This window comes from Fimbriimonas sp. LA-C6 (assembly GCF_055398105.1).
In genome coordinates this window covers 3,008,869-3,021,942 of the sequence record NZ_AP038796.1, presented here as the reverse complement: position 1 = coordinate 3,021,942, position 13,074 = coordinate 3,008,869, and the positions used below count along the sequence as shown (strand labels likewise).

Genomic DNA, 13,074 nt, shown 5'->3' with positions numbered 1-13,074 from the left:
GTGGTAATTAGGGGGTGGCTGCGGATGGGTTTCGGGTTGCGAACTAGATGCTGGATGTTCTTCTGAGGCGTCTCTCCACCCTTGGGGCTAGGTGGTAGTAGAGGAATACGCCTAGAAGCAGCGTGGCTGCCGAGCCGAACTGTACGATGACATCTCCAAGAGTCAAGGACAGAAGCACAAGGAAGGGCAGCGAAATGAGGAAGCTCCCTACGAACGATACAGCTCCTGCTATGAATGCCGCTGGTGCACACACTTTCGGGAATTCGGCTTTCTTGAGGACCACTTCGGAGCTTCGGATTGGTGGGTTTAGCTGTTCTTCGACGATGCCTAGGGTGTTCTTTTGTGATCGCCATTCTTCCAAGCGGTTTGCAAGGTTCATGGTGTCGTTCACCATCTCGCTTTTGGTGTGAAAGTCTCGGATTTCCAGGCTGAGGGCCTCAGCTGTGTTCGAGTCACCTTTCCAAGAAATGAAGATTCTCGGCTGACCATCTGCCACTTTAACCTTAGTGTCTAAGAGTTGGTTCGCCGTCAAGTCAAAGTTTGTCTGGATGCCACGGAAGCCCAAGGTGTTCTGTTCGATGGTTAGAATTCCGCGGTCCCATGTTGCATCGGCGGCATAGATACTGAAGTTGTCGCAGTAGGCAACGCCGACATACTGCCCGCTTAGCATCAGTTCTCCTCGGGCTTCGAGTTCCTCTTTATCCCTTTTAAGAGTCAATTCACGACGGACACGTTTGTTTCTCTGATCGATAAACAGAAGGCACAATACAACAAACCCAGCGACAAGGATCGGGATCTGGGCAAAGTCTCTTAGCTTCGTGAAGCATAGAACCACTAGGAAGACAGCCAGCAGCGCCATGAGGGCGAGATACGGAAGTAAGAAAACCATCCGGTCTTCTTTTCTTAAAGATGGATGGAGTGACAGATGTGCGCTTTGTGGACGCTCAGAAAGAAATACCTTCTCGGCTTTCGGCCAGTTCTGTAGTGTTTTGCGCCACTCGCTCATCGGCTTAGTGTAGCTGAGAGTCCTTAAGTTTCAGTAAATCTCTTGCTCTTTCTAGGGCGGTGGACACGTTGGAGCAGATGTTTTCGGGGCCTACCCAGGTGATGAAGCCAGACTGTTCCATGAGGGTGAGGGGTTGTTCTCTGGCTCCGCAGAAGAGGACGTGGCGGTTGCTGGCTTTGAGTTCTTTGTAGAGTTCTTCGAAGGCTTGGATGCCGGTGGCGTCGATGGCGTTCATGTTTCTGAGGCGCAGGATGACGACTGGGGGGAGGGCTTGGATGTCTTCGACTACTTCTTGGAGTTTGTCGGTGGAGCCGAAGAGGAAGGGGCCGTGGATTCGGTAGATGGCTACTTGATCGGGGATTTCGTGGAAGTGGAGAGCGTGCTCTTTGCCGGATTCTAGGTATTCGCCATCGACTTTGGCGACGGTTGTGGTTCGCGTTACCTTTGAGATGTAGAGGAGGGCGGCGAGGATCATTCCGACTTGCACGGCGACGGTGAGGTCTGCGAAGACGGTGAGGAAGAACGTAACTGCCCACACGGAGATGTCGGAGCGGGAGAGTTTGAGGATGTGGGGGATCTCGGCCCACTCGCCCATGTTGTAGGCGGTCATGATGAGGATAACCGAGAGCACGCAGAGGGGCATTTTGCTGGCGTAGGGTGCGGCGACGAGAAGGATTAGGAGCAGCACCAAGGCGTGGAACATGGCTGCGAAGGGGGTGACGGCACCGCTTTTAATGTTGGAGACGGTTCTGGCGAGTGCTCCGGTGGAAGGGAGTCCGCCGAACATAGGGGAGGCGATGTTGCCTATGCCTTGGGCTACGAGTTCGAGGTTCGGGTTGTGTTTGTCGCCACTCATTCGGTCGGCGACTACGGCGGACATGAGTGACTGGAGTGCGCCGAGCATGGCTATGGTGACGGCTTCACTGAGGAGGCCTTGGACGTTGTTAAGGGAAAACGTTGGGAACTGGAACTGGGGGATTCCTTGGGGGACGCCGCCGTATCGGGATTGGATGGTCTCTACGTGGAGGTGAGCGAAGGCGACGATTGCCGTTCCGAGGAAGAGCACGATGATGGGGCCGGGGATTCTTGGGAGCAGCTTCCTGGCGACGATCATGACGAGCAGGGAGATGACGGATACTGCCGTAGAGGAGGGATCGAGTGTGCTGAAGTGGCCGACGTCGGAGGCGATGCGGCCCATGAAGTCGCTGGGGGGCTGGGCGATGTTTAGGCCAAAGAAGTCTTTGATTTGGGTGCTGACGAGGAGTACTGCGATGCCGTTGGTGAAGCCGACGACTACGGGCCGAGGGAGGAACTTGATGGCGGTGCCGAGGCCGGTTAGTCCGAGGATGACTAGGATGACGCCTGCCATGAAGGTGCAGACGAAGAGCCCTTGGGTGCCATGGCGGGCGACGACGCCAGCTACGACTACGACGAAAGCGCCTGTTGGACCGCTGACTTGGGTTTTCGTTCCACCGAGCAGAGCGCCTAGAAAACCGGCTACGATGGCGCAGTAGAGTCCTGCTTCTGGCTTGAGACCGGACGAGATGGCGATGGCCATCGCTAGGGGTAGACCTACTAGACCGACGGATATTCCCGCAACGAGGTCAGCTATGAGCTTCTGACCGTCATAATCTTTTAGAGCGAGAATCGATTTGGGTGTCCACTCAGCTAGTGACAACCTTGACCTCGCGAAAACCAACGGACCGCGCGTGGCATGAGCACAGAGTTTAACCTAATCCGCAACCCCGAACCCTTTGATGGATCTGTGCTGTTCCGAGATCCCGCCCCTAGCCCTTCATTTTCTGCATTTGAACCTTCGCCTGAGCGTATTCGGCAGGCGATTTCATGTATTGACCTGACTACGTTATCGGGTGACGATAACGATGATCGGGTGCGGGAGTTGTGTGATAAGGCGAAGGCGTATCGGGTGGCTGCGGTTTGCGTTTATCCGGCGTTTGCACTGATTGCTCGTCGCAAGTTGATGGGGAGCGGGATCCATACCGCTACGGTCTCGGCTGGTTTCCCCCACGGCCTGAGTACGTTGGAGTCTCGGATTGCTGAAGTGAAGGCTTGTCATGCGCTGGGCGTGGACGAGATTGACATTGTGATTCGCCGTGACAACGCGATTCGGAATGACTGGGTTGCTCTTTATGAAGAGGTCTCGGCTTTTCGGCGTGCGGCTGGAAACAAGCACCTGAAGGTGATATTGGGGACCGGGGAGTTGGTTGATCCCGTATGTATCTATCGTGCTTCGTTGACGGCAATGATGGCGGGTGCGGATTTCATTAAGACGAGCACTGGCAAAGAGGCTGTCAACGCCACTTTGGAAGCGACGGGGATGATGATGGTCGCCATTAAGGACCATTTTGAGCGCACCGGTCACTTGGTGGGCATCAAGCCTGCGGGTGGGATTCAGACCACTCCACAGGCTTTGGACTATATGGGCCAGGCCGCGGCTGTGATGGGCGAGGCGTATGTGCGGTCTGAGAGTTTCAGATTAGGCGCGAGCGGGTTGCTGGACGATCTGTTGGCAAAATTGGAGTAGCTGAGACTGACCCAGGTGGGTTTCTCTGTTTGGCTACTCATATCCATAGCCATCTTCTTGCGCATAGCTTCGTCGCCGCCTTTTAGGTAGAAGGCGAGTCCTGCTGCTTCCCAGCCGATGCCTTTACCTTCATAGAATCTGCGGTTTGGCATCATTCTGTCCATGGGTTTGCCTCGTTGCAGTGGCTCTTTGTTGGGACTCATGTAGAGGTGGAGCGTTTTTCCGTCGACGTAATAGTCGTAGCAGGCCCAGTTGTCTCCGTAGCGTGCGTTGTCTAGGATGGCGACAGCGCCTGGATCGACCACGGGGGTTTTGAATCCTGAGTGCGATGAGACCCAGCGCGCGGCTTCTATGGGGTCGTTGCCCCCGTAAACCGCTCGGACGGGAGATTTGTCCAAGCGCATCGGGTCGTACGAGACGGTGAACCACACGGCTGCGGCTGCAACTGCGATCGGTGCTAGGGCAAAGCCGACATTTTTGAGGCTAAAGGGTTGCTTATTCGCCTTTTGTGGCATTAAGGAGGCAAGCTTTTCTGTGGAGGGTAGCTGTTCTGCTAGGACGGCATCTCGGATAGCCATTCGGAACGCTTTGAGCCCTTCGAGCTCTTTTTGAGCTTGTGGGTTTGTTTTGAGTTGGTGGTCTGCCTGGGCTTTTTCTTCGACGGTAAGACTGCCATCTAGATAGGCTTGCCAATCAATTGCGTTTGTATTTTCATTCATTAGACAGCCTCCATGGTGACTAGGTCCGAGAGTCGATCTCTTAGTTGACGGCGGCCTCGGAAGATGCGGCTGCGGACGGTGCCCACGGGCACTTCCATGGCGGCGGCTGCTTCTTCGTAGCTCATCTGCTCAACGTCGCAGAGTTGGATTGCAAGGCGAAAATCTTCGGGTAGAAGGTCCAATTCTTGAAGAATTCTCTCCCCTGCAATCCGCCAATTCACCTCTTCCCATACTGATTCGGGTTGCATTGTATCTTCTTCTATCCCTATAGTTTCTGGCCTGGAAGCTTCGTATCGGAGGCGGTTTCTGTGCTCGTTTCGGAGGATTTTGATCAACCAACTCCTCAGATACACGCCATCGAACTGGTTCCAGGCCTTGTGGGCTTTCAACAGTGTTTGGGCGACGAGATCTTCTGCTTCGACCTCCGAACGGGTGAGTCGACGCGCGATTCGGTAGAGCACCGGCAGTTCTGTCGGTACTTCCTTGTCAAAGTCTCGTTTTTTAAACCCAAACATGTTGTTCTTCCCTAACTTTTAAGCTTTGTTGCGCTTCCTCCTTAGAAGCGCGAGGGATCCGATGGCGAGGGCCGACATCGAGATGGGCTCTGGGACGGATTGTACAGTGATTGTTGCGATCTTGGTGCTACGAGTCCAGGTTGGCTGAAGCTGCCATGAGTCGCCGACTCCTGCGATGATTCCGTCGTGGACTCGGATGTGGTTATCGTGATCGGCTGGATTGCCGTGGCCGCCGAGGAAGCCAAGGTCAGCGGCGTTCTGGGTGTTCTCTTCGGTGCCTGCATCCCATGCTCGGGTTCCGAAGACGTCGAAGGTAAAGCTCTTTGCGTTGCCACCGGAGTACAGCATGAGTCCGAGTGAATCGACCGACTCGCCGATGAAGCCATCGTTGGTTTTGCCGAGCATGGCTGCAAAGGAGAAGTAGGGGTGTGCTGCATCGGCCCAGAGTGTGAGGTTGCCGGAGCCGCCTGTACCGATGGGGCCGCCTGCTGCGACTGCGTAAGAGCTGACGTGGCTCCCTGCTGCTGCCGCGATTGCTTTCATAGCTGTGGTGTCGCCACCTTCAGCTATTTTCTTAATGCCGAGTGAGGAAGTAGAGCCTACCGAGAATGTATTGAACTGGTTGTCGCTTGCCGAAGCGAAGAGCGGGCTGAGAGGCTGAGCACCGAGGTTGGTGATGGTGACTTTGAACTGGTCGGCAGCTTGTGCGCTGAGGGTGAGCAGCATCGCTGGGAGCACGACGGCTAGTTTTTTGACAGTGTTTTGCATTTCTCTCTCCGGGGTTGCCCAATTTGGTTGAGCAAAAACCGGAACACAGTCCCAAAACAATAGTTCCCAGAATAATTTGTGTGGGTAAAATATTGATCTACACGCGGGTGTAGCTTAGTGGTAAAGTTCCAGCCTTCCAAGCTGGCCATGCGGGTTCGATTCCCGCCACCCGCTCCAACTCCTCTCTTTTCAGGCTTATCCTTGTAGTTGGCCGACCTTGACCTCGAACTTCGAGATTCCGACTTTTTTACATGCGGTGGCTATTTCTGCATTGCATTTTGAGAGATCAAGTTTCGGTTTGATCTCGCTGGGATCCGCCTGATTGGGCGACTTGAGCAACTTCCTGACTTTTTCCATGTTGAGAATGGATGTTTGGAGCAGAGATGCGTACTCGAACTTCACATTTTCCACCATTGCTGGAGCTTGCATTTGGTCGATTTCGTTGAGCGTATCTCGCAGCTTTGTATCGACCTTGCTCAATCTTTGGTCTAGTTTGGTGCTATCGGCCGGCCTGGCGTTCAGGCTATCGTCGCGGGTTTCGTCCACGACCTTTTGAGAGAGGGCATTAATTTCTTTATCTTTGCTCTGAATCCAGCCTAGAAGTTTGATAGAAGCCTCTTTGTCGTTCGTTGCCTGCTGTTTTGGTGCGGGATCCTGAGCTGGAACACCACATCCGAAAGCCATGAGGGCGAGTGCACATAGACTGTATCCGCGAAGGTGAGACCGAAACCGAGCCATGCTTCATTTAACCTTACGAGTGCGGTGAGTGGCACTCTGCAAAATGTTGGGATAAAATAGGTTCGAACGCGGGTGTAACTCAGTGGTAGAGTGTCTGCTTCCCAAGCAGAGAGTCGCGAGTTCGAGTCTCGTCACCCGCTCCAAGAATTTAGAGGACTACTTTGTCCCCGGGCGTTGTTCCTATTCCTGATCTCGGATAAGATCGCGGAACTTCTCTAATGATTTTGTGGGTTTGATACCGAACTGGTTGAACAACATGTTAAACAGTTGCGGTGCCCTTTCGTAGTCTATGCTGCCTGGCATGGCACTGACTGCATCGTACAGAGTATCGATATCGGATTTCACCGAATCGGTGGATATGTCACTTCCGCCAAGCTCAAAGAAAGTAGAGATCGCCCCTCGAAGAGCCTCCCCCGATTTCAATTTCATGAGCATCGCTACGCATCGTACCCTATGTGTTTCGGCATGTTTGACTTAACTTAACCGACTAAATTGAAGGTTGTGTTGCTTTTTTCGGTCATTGACCTATCAACTTGTAGAGGGTTCGCAGTTCGGCGAACCCTCTTGACGAGGCTAGACAATGAGTGGCCCTATGGGGCTTGGTGGGAGGTGTGCATTGTATGCGTCCTCGATGCGGGTGAATCGCCTTACAGATTTGTCGTAGGCAAGCATCTGAGCGTTGGCTACATCGAACCACCAACCGTGAAGCTCCACTTCTTTCGTCTCCAGACGAGATCTTACGGCCATGTAGTGAGTGAGGTTGTCCAGGCTGGCGAGCACGTTGACTTGCGAGAGTCGATCGTGCTCGCACGATGTTTCGATTCTAAATTGGCCGTCATCGAATCTGCTTTTCGCAAGTCTGCCGTGGCGGAGCCATTTTTCGACTTGGCTGTCCGCAGGTGCTCCGTCCATGAGCGCCTTCATAGCTCCACAGTTTGAGTGTCCCATGACGACGATGCTGGGGACTTTGAGGACTTCGAGGGCGTAGTCGATGGCTGCGCCGACTGAGTTCTCATTTCCGTGCGATGCATCTTCGGGACGCGGGACTAAGTTTCCGATGTTGCGAATGACGAAGAGGTCGCCAGGATCGGCTTGCGTCAATTCCTCGGGCATCAGTCTTGAGTCAGCACATGTGATAAGCATGGCTTGTGGCTTCTGCCCGTGTCGGACCAGGTGTGCGAGAAGCGGCTGGACCGTATGAGCTGTGTCTCTGTGAAATTGTGTGATTCCCGAAATGAGTTTGTTCATAGTATCTCTCCACTTGCCAAAACTGGCTGACGCTGAATGATTGGCGATTTGGTAACTCTAGGCTGGCTATCTCTGGCCAGCTGGTACCAGTCTTCATGAGGTTCGGTGATGAGCACTTCCCCTCCTCCGCTGGTGTAGTTCTTTTCCCAGCTGTGTAGTGCTTCAAAGGCCGCGTGGTCCATGAAGTCCGTGTGGATTTCGACTTCCACCTTTTCGCGAGGTGGGATCGTGTTGAGGCTTTGGACGAGCCTGGGCACATTGAGGAATGTGAGTGAGCCGTTTACGTGAACGTAGGTAGATCCATTGCCATAGGACAAGCGCACTTCGGTGGTTGCCATTCTTCGGATGACCAGGAGGAGCGCGACGGTGAGTCCGAGTCCGACTCCAACTATGAGATCGAACGTGACGACTCCGAGGAAGGTTGCCAGATAGGCGGCGAGTTCCTTGTGATGTCTCAGCTCGCGGACATGGTCCATGTTGATCAGCTTGATACCGACGTGGACAAGGAGTCCGGCGAGGGCAGCGAGCGGGATCATTTGGATTTGGGTGGCGAACAGTCCCACGAAGACCAGAACCCAGACACCGTGCAGGATTGCTGAGAGACGTGTTTGCGCTCCTGATGCGATGTTTGCGGAGCTTCGGACAATCACTCCGGTTACGGGTAGCCCGCCGAGCATGCCCGAGATCGCATTGGCGGCTCCCTGGCCTACGAGCTCCTTATCTAGGTTGGCCCGTGCTCCTCGGTGCATTTTGTCTGTGGCGACCGCGCTGAGCAGGGACTCCACGCTTGCAACTGCTGCAATGGTGAGTGCAGCGGTGAGGATGGGGACGATCATGCTCGCATCAGGCAAGACGGGCAGTTTGATCTCTGACATGAGGTCTGCTGGCAATTCTATTCGCTTCACTGAAAGGTTTAGCGCGGTGGCCAGCAGTGTGGGGACCAGGATTGCCACTAGTGGTGCGGGAATAGCCCGGACTTTTTGTGGCAGTTTTGGCCAGACGAAGAGTGTGGCGATGCTCAGTGCTCCGAGCATGACGGCTGCGAAGTTGGCATTCCCGAGGTTTGCTGGAAGCTTGCCGAGGTTGCCGAGGACGCTACTTGCGGGGGAGCCTCCGAGCACGACTTGGAACTGAGCGACGGCAATGGTGAGACCGATGCCTGCCAGCATGCCGTGTACGACGGCGGGTGAGATCGCGAGAGCTGTTCTTGCGACCTTGGAGACTCCAAGGACGATCTGCATGAGCCCCGCTACGAGTGTGATTACACATGCGGTGGGCCATCCAAATTTGTGAACGATGCCGTAAACGATCACCGTGAGTCCGGCTGCGGGGCCACTTACTTGCAAAGGTGCGCCGCCCAATGCACCGGCGACGATTCCGCCGACGGCTGCCGCGATGATGCCCGCGATGATGGGTGCACCGCTGGCGAAGGCGATTCCAAGTGACAGCGGTATTGCCACGAGGAACACGACGATTGATGCTATTACATCTTTCTTGATATTCGGATTGAACATTTGTTTCTGACTTTCTTTGTAAAGACAGACATTCCTGCAGATGATCAGGAGGAGTCGAGACTCACCAACGGGCGCAGGTAGCACGCAAACCGTTGGCGCGAGCTCTCTTCGTTGAGAACTAGAAAGGGAATCTCAGATAGCGCGGGGTGCAAGGCAAAACCCGGGCGTGTTCAAGCGAAATTTGGGGGAGGGGTGGATGGGGGCAGCGCCAGTGAGCCGAAGAATGCCTGGTAAGTTGGCACGACGGGTGGGACATCTGGATGCGTTTGCTCGACAATCACGACCTGGGGAGGAGGGAGGTGAAGAACGTGTTCGACTTCGTTTTCCTCGGCGGTTGATTGTGAGTTGGGTGAATTGTCAGTGTCGGCCGAAGACTTGCTTGGACTTTCATCCTTTTGAGCATCTAGGGCACTGATTTGAGGCTGAGCGGACTTGGAAGCGATGAGCCTTTGCTTGAGCCTGGAGCTCTTTGTTTGCTGCGGGACAGAGAAAAATACAGCCAACAATAGGGTGACAACGCATATGAACGCCTTGACCCGCATGTTGAAGATTTCTCTACTCATCTTTCACTCCGAAGTTGTTTCTAACGTGTCAATGAATGAGGAAGTTCCCCATCAGGCGTTAGAAAGCATATGTTAGCCCAAGTCTGAGCGGATAGTGTATTTGTGCCCAGCAAAAAGAGATTAAGAATTTTCAAACACGAGCTGCATTTGCAGACCCGGGAGTGCGGTGCCATCAAGGAGGTCTAGGTTTTGGGGGCCGATGGGTTTGTAGTTGAGGCTTGTGTAGAGAGGGACACCCGGGAGGGTTGCCATGAGCTCGAAGCCTTTGAAGCCTAGTTTTTGTGCTTCAGCCTGGCAGTGTGTGTGAAGAAGCCTGGCCAGACCTTTGCGAGCGTAGTTGGGGTGTACAAAGAAGGCGCGTATCTTTGCGAAGTCGGTTTGGGGGTCGAGAAGTTCGTCAGAGAGGGACTCTTGTCCGGTGCTGCCGGTGAATAGCTTTCTGCGTTTGCTCCAGCCGCCGCAGGCGATCAGGTTGCCTTGGTCTTCTACGACGAAGTAGGTTCCGTCTGAGATGATGTCTCGGTCGGGGATGGTTAGGTACTTCGCTGCCGAGCGCGTTTGAGGTTCGTCGTAAAAGCCGTCGCTTAGCCCAGAGACGGAGCTTTCCATGAGGGACTGGATGGCATCGACCTCGTCGAGACGAGCTGTTCTTACTTTGAACACGGTGGGTTTAGGCGCTGACGGGGTGTTGGGATGCGCTGAGGAGTTCTAGCACGGTGCAGGGATACTCTTCGATAGCTGCTGAGATGGCAGCTCGCACGTTGGGGGTGCCACCGTGGTGAGCACCGTGGCAGGCTTTGGCAGCGGACTGAATCGCTTCGGTGGCAAGGGATTGTTTGCCTTTGACGGATTCGTACCATGCGGCGCCTGTGGCATCGGGGAGTTCGAGGTGGTGGCCATTGATGGCCAGGAACGCGACGGTGGCGATGAAGCCTGTGGCGCAGTTCCCTGCCTCGAAGGGGTGCATTTTGAGGAAACCAGCTAGGAATCGGCCTGCTTGGGGGATGAGGCTTGTGCTCTCTCCGTAGGCGTATTGGTAGAAGGTTGCTTCTTCCAACTTGGCGAAGTTGTAGTGTTGGACCTTCTTCGTCAGTTGTAGATTGATCCACATGACGTCCTGAACAGTGAGGTAGTGCAGGGAAGGCTTCATAAGATAGTTCCAGCTGTTCGGAAGATTCCCCGAATAGTAGAAGAGAGTTTACTAGCTAGTTGTGGACCTTCGCAAGTTTCCATGAAATCCTTTTTTTACGTTGAGTTAAAAAAATTGAGGACCGGGTCGTTTCCGACTTGGTCCTCGGTTTTTGATATGTTCTAGAGAATTAGAATCCTTCGCGCAGCTCTTGATTCAATGCCCACGACTGTCGGAGAGATTGTGCGTGTGTTAACTTTCCGTGTTTATGCGGTTTAAGCTCCTTCAGGGACTTGGTGGCTTTCATTTTCCGATCGACATGTTCCATCTGTCGGACCAGCCATTCCTTTGTGTCGTTTACCTTCGATACGATTGCTCGTGTCTTTCGGCGTCGCCAAGCTCTGCTTCGAGTGGTCATAACATTTATCTCCATTGGAAGAGTTGGGAAAGTCTGTACCCGTAACACGACGGGCTTCCCCTTTTTCAGGTTCGAACCAGGTTATACAACTGGCTCGGGAATCCTGCTTCCTTGCATTTTAAGACGGAAATCTGCGTGGGTGGTTCCAGTTTTGGGACTGTTTTTGAAAACAAGGACAGATTAAGACCAGCGGTTGACCTAATTGCAATTCAATGTGTTTCGTACTATGATAGTCTTCGAGCGATCAAGATGCGTGCCAACTTCGAATCAAATGATGAAGACAGTAACAAAGAGAATTCGGGCTCAGAATCACGACCAAACCAATCTAAAAAACGTTTGCGGTCCCCTTTTGCTAACAAAAGGACCACGCAATTTGAAGAAGCACCTCAAGCGCAGATGACTTCCGAACAGCTCGAGGAGGCCACTCGGCTTAAGCGTCTCCGAGTCCAACAACTGACATTAGATCAAGAAATCCTGAATATTGAACTAGAAAACGCCAAAAAGAAGTCTCAGCTTGATCAGATTGAATATCGCAACCTGAAGTTAGATAAGTCTCTTGGCAAACTGCGTCTTAAAGCAAGGACGGAGGATTCCACGCTGGAATCGGAGGACGCAATACGAGAAGCTATCGTCAAGACACAACTCGAAACCGAGTTTTTCCGGCTCCAGCTTGAACTCCTCGATGTAAAGAGGTCTAAACAAAAACTAGAGCTCAAAACAATTGAGGCGGATTGGGTGGTCAAGCGTGCGAAGTCGTGGCTGCGTTTCTTTTCTAAGACGTTCTCTATTTCCCAAATTGGCATTAAGTCGAACGAGGACTATCTAGTCCGAACGACCAAAATAAACCAAGAAAGGCTAAGGACTGTTCTGTTGAGAACCAGTGACTACTCAGAAGTAATCTTTCAAGCTGCAGAAAGACTCCTGAAACTCGACGCTAGGGAAACAGATTGGTCCGACATTTATTCAATTGAATTGCTCCTTGTTGAACTCCTTCCCGATGAACAATTGGACCTAGAATTGACACGACTCCGGACGAAATACTTTGAGGTCACCGGAAAGCACGTGAACCAACATTGAGGATACAAATGGACAAACGCGCTGAGCTTAAGAACCTACTCCGGGATCTTCACGATTACTATGCAGTAGTACGAGATAAAGAACACCAGAGGCGGCTGCTTATAAACTGGATAAGCCTTCTCATATGCATATTCTTTTTAGGCGGCCTCCTTCTCATCAAACTTGGCTATGGGCCAACAGTTAAGCCAGACGAAGCCATCTTGAAATATAGACCCAAAGTCTATTTCCCAGTTGTAGCCTTCGTGATTTGGGCTGCCTTTATCGGTGCCTTTGCGAGTGTGTTAATTAGGCTAGCAAATATACCAAGTAGAACCGGCGATTCCACGCTCGTCGCAGAAATCGAAACGGTGGCGAAGACCCTGTATTCAGGCCCCATTCTTGGAGCCGTTTTTTCGCTCGTGCTTTACGTCGCGTTTTGTGGCCAAATCATCGACGGAAAGTTCTTCCCGAAAATGGCCAGTCTTCACATAGGCGATGTGGATCAGTCGACAAAAGATCTAGTGACTGCGATCAAAAAGAAAGCGGAGTGCCTTCCAGAGGACTGTACTGATCCCACCCACTCAAAAATCCGTGAATACCTTTACACATATATACCAATTGATGCTCAAAGCTTCGCGTTACTGCTCGTTTGGTCCTTTATTGCAGGCTATTCGCAGACATTTGTGCCCGACAGACTGAAAGCCATTACATCCAAAGCGAACACTTCATAGCTTTTAAATACAAAGAAGACCGATATCTTTCGACATCGGTCTTCTTGTTTGAGAAGAAGCTTAAAAGCTCCACAGGGTAACGTTTAGAACAAATCGACCTGGAGTTGTCAAACTTGGCTTGCAA

Annotated in this window: 14 protein-coding genes and 2 tRNA genes; 5 read left to right on the top strand and 11 right to left on the bottom strand. The window is 52.8% G+C overall.

The genetic code is table 11. The annotated features are described in order from the left end of the window. Window positions 1-43: 43 nt before the first annotated feature. A complete protein-coding gene (locus ACZ51B_RS14045) occupies window positions 44-889 on the bottom strand; it encodes a hypothetical protein (RefSeq protein ID WP_464293961.1) in 846 nt (281 codons plus the stop codon). A gap of 121 nt (window positions 890-1,010) precedes the next feature. Next, a complete protein-coding gene (locus ACZ51B_RS14040; protein ID WP_464293960.1) occupies window positions 1,011-2,684 on the bottom strand; it encodes a SulP family inorganic anion transporter in 1,674 nt (557 codons plus the stop codon). Between the two features lie 36 nt (window positions 2,685-2,720). Between ACZ51B_RS14040 and deoC the strand changes: the two genes are divergently transcribed. Next, window positions 2,721-3,551, top strand: a complete 831-nt coding sequence (gene deoC, locus ACZ51B_RS14035; RefSeq protein WP_464293959.1) for a deoxyribose-phosphate aldolase — start codon at window positions 2,721-2,723, stop codon at window positions 3,549-3,551. Here the strand turns inward: deoC and ACZ51B_RS14030 are convergent. The 3 genes from ACZ51B_RS14030 to ACZ51B_RS14020 are packed head-to-tail and all read right to left on the bottom strand — an operon-like array spanning window position 3,443 to window position 5,553. Further along, window positions 3,443-4,270 (bottom strand): anti-sigma factor family protein, encoded by an 828-nt coding sequence (locus tag ACZ51B_RS14030; protein ID WP_464293958.1) that lies wholly within the window; start codon window positions 4,268-4,270, stop codon window positions 3,443-3,445. The two genes, deoC and ACZ51B_RS14030, sit on opposite strands and share 109 nt — an antisense overlap. Next, window positions 4,270-4,785: a sigma-70 family RNA polymerase sigma factor gene (locus ACZ51B_RS14025; RefSeq protein ID WP_464293957.1), complete on the bottom strand. Its 516-nt coding sequence runs from the start codon at window positions 4,783-4,785 to the stop codon at window positions 4,270-4,272. Before ACZ51B_RS14025 ends, ACZ51B_RS14030 begins: the two co-directional genes overlap by 1 nt. Before the next feature lie 18 nt (window positions 4,786-4,803). Further along, complete coding sequence (locus tag ACZ51B_RS14020; protein WP_464293956.1) at window positions 4,804-5,553, bottom strand: spondin domain-containing protein; 750 nt, start codon at window positions 5,551-5,553, stop codon at window positions 4,804-4,806. A gap of 103 nt (window positions 5,554-5,656) precedes the next feature. On the opposite strand from ACZ51B_RS14020, the gene ACZ51B_RS14015 reads away from it, so the two are divergent. Further along, window positions 5,657-5,730: transfer RNA gene (locus ACZ51B_RS14015), tRNA-Gly, on the top strand. An 18-nt stretch (window positions 5,731-5,748) separates the two neighbouring features. Here the strand turns inward: ACZ51B_RS14015 and ACZ51B_RS14010 are convergent. Beyond that, complete coding sequence (locus ACZ51B_RS14010; RefSeq protein WP_464293955.1) at window positions 5,749-6,291, bottom strand: hypothetical protein; 543 nt, start codon at window positions 6,289-6,291, stop codon at window positions 5,749-5,751. 68 nt (window positions 6,292-6,359) lie between these two features. Here ACZ51B_RS14010 and ACZ51B_RS14005 point away from each other — a divergent pair. After that, window positions 6,360-6,434 (top strand) — tRNA-Gly (locus tag ACZ51B_RS14005). Window positions 6,435-6,471: 37 nt separating this feature from the next. On the opposite strand, the gene ACZ51B_RS14000 is transcribed toward ACZ51B_RS14005, so the two are convergent. The 5 genes from ACZ51B_RS14000 to ACZ51B_RS13980 all read right to left on the bottom strand — a co-directional run bounded on the left by ACZ51B_RS14000 (window position 6,472) and on the right by ACZ51B_RS13980 (window position 10,766). Continuing rightward, window positions 6,472-6,720 (bottom strand): hypothetical protein, encoded by a 249-nt coding sequence (locus ACZ51B_RS14000; protein ID WP_464293954.1) that lies wholly within the window; start codon window positions 6,718-6,720, stop codon window positions 6,472-6,474. Between the two features lie 144 nt (window positions 6,721-6,864). After that, window positions 6,865-7,539 carry a carbonic anhydrase gene (locus ACZ51B_RS13995; protein ID WP_464293953.1) on the bottom strand — a complete coding sequence of 225 codons (675 nt, stop codon included), beginning with the start codon at window positions 7,537-7,539 and terminating at the stop codon, window positions 6,865-6,867. Next, on the bottom strand, window positions 7,536-9,053 hold the full coding sequence (locus tag ACZ51B_RS13990) for a SulP family inorganic anion transporter (protein WP_464293952.1): 1,518 nt from the start codon (window positions 9,051-9,053) through the stop codon (window positions 7,536-7,538). The genes ACZ51B_RS13995 and ACZ51B_RS13990 overlap by 4 nt, the downstream gene beginning before the upstream one ends. 683 nt (window positions 9,054-9,736) lie before the next feature. Then, on the bottom strand, window positions 9,737-10,279 hold the full coding sequence (locus tag ACZ51B_RS13985; protein ID WP_464293951.1) for a GNAT family N-acetyltransferase: 543 nt from the start codon (window positions 10,277-10,279) through the stop codon (window positions 9,737-9,739). Between the two features lie 7 nt (window positions 10,280-10,286). Beyond that, a complete protein-coding gene (locus ACZ51B_RS13980) occupies window positions 10,287-10,766 on the bottom strand; it encodes a Fic family protein (RefSeq protein ID WP_464293950.1) in 480 nt (159 codons plus the stop codon). Window positions 10,767-11,274: 508 nt separating this feature from the next. On the opposite strand from ACZ51B_RS13980, the gene ACZ51B_RS13975 reads away from it, so the two are divergent. Both ACZ51B_RS13975 and ACZ51B_RS13970 read left to right on the top strand, forming a co-directional pair. Further along, window positions 11,275-12,240, top strand: coding sequence for a hypothetical protein (locus tag ACZ51B_RS13975; protein ID WP_464293949.1), 966 nt, complete (start codon window positions 11,275-11,277; stop codon window positions 12,238-12,240). Between the two features lie 8 nt (window positions 12,241-12,248). Further along, window positions 12,249-12,950 carry a hypothetical protein gene (locus ACZ51B_RS13970; protein WP_464293948.1) on the top strand — a complete coding sequence of 234 codons (702 nt, stop codon included), beginning with the start codon at window positions 12,249-12,251 and terminating at the stop codon, window positions 12,948-12,950. Window positions 12,951-13,074 lie beyond the last annotated feature (124 nt).

Excerpts from the sequence above, each read along its gene's own strand:
- ACZ51B_RS14030 (WP_464293958.1), bottom strand. The coding sequence starts at position 4,270 with ATGAATGAAAATACAAACGCAATTGATTGGCAAGCCTATCTAGATGGC.
- deoC (WP_464293959.1), top strand. The coding sequence starts at position 2,721 with ATGAGCACAGAGTTTAACCTAATCCGCAACCCCGAACCCTTTGATGGA.
- ACZ51B_RS13995 (WP_464293953.1), bottom strand. The coding sequence starts at position 7,539 with ATGAACAAACTCATTTCGGGAATCACACAATTTCACAGAGACACAGCT.
- ACZ51B_RS13980 (WP_464293950.1), bottom strand. The coding sequence starts at position 10,766 with ATGAAGCCTTCCCTGCACTACCTCACTGTTCAGGACGTCATGTGGATC.
- ACZ51B_RS14010 (WP_464293955.1), bottom strand. The coding sequence starts at position 6,291 with ATGGCTCGGTTTCGGTCTCACCTTCGCGGATACAGTCTATGTGCACTC.
- ACZ51B_RS14000 (WP_464293954.1), bottom strand. The coding sequence starts at position 6,720 with ATGAAATTGAAATCGGGGGAGGCTCTTCGAGGGGCGATCTCTACTTTC.
- ACZ51B_RS14025 (WP_464293957.1), bottom strand. The coding sequence starts at position 4,785 with ATGTTTGGGTTTAAAAAACGAGACTTTGACAAGGAAGTACCGACAGAA.
- ACZ51B_RS13990 (WP_464293952.1), bottom strand. The coding sequence starts at position 9,053 with ATGTTCAATCCGAATATCAAGAAAGATGTAATAGCATCAATCGTCGTG.
- ACZ51B_RS14045 (WP_464293961.1), bottom strand. The coding sequence starts at position 889 with ATGGTTTTCTTACTTCCGTATCTCGCCCTCATGGCGCTGCTGGCTGTC.
- ACZ51B_RS14020 (WP_464293956.1), bottom strand. The coding sequence starts at position 5,553 with ATGCAAAACACTGTCAAAAAACTAGCCGTCGTGCTCCCAGCGATGCTG.
- ACZ51B_RS13970 (WP_464293948.1), top strand. The coding sequence starts at position 12,249 with ATGGACAAACGCGCTGAGCTTAAGAACCTACTCCGGGATCTTCACGAT.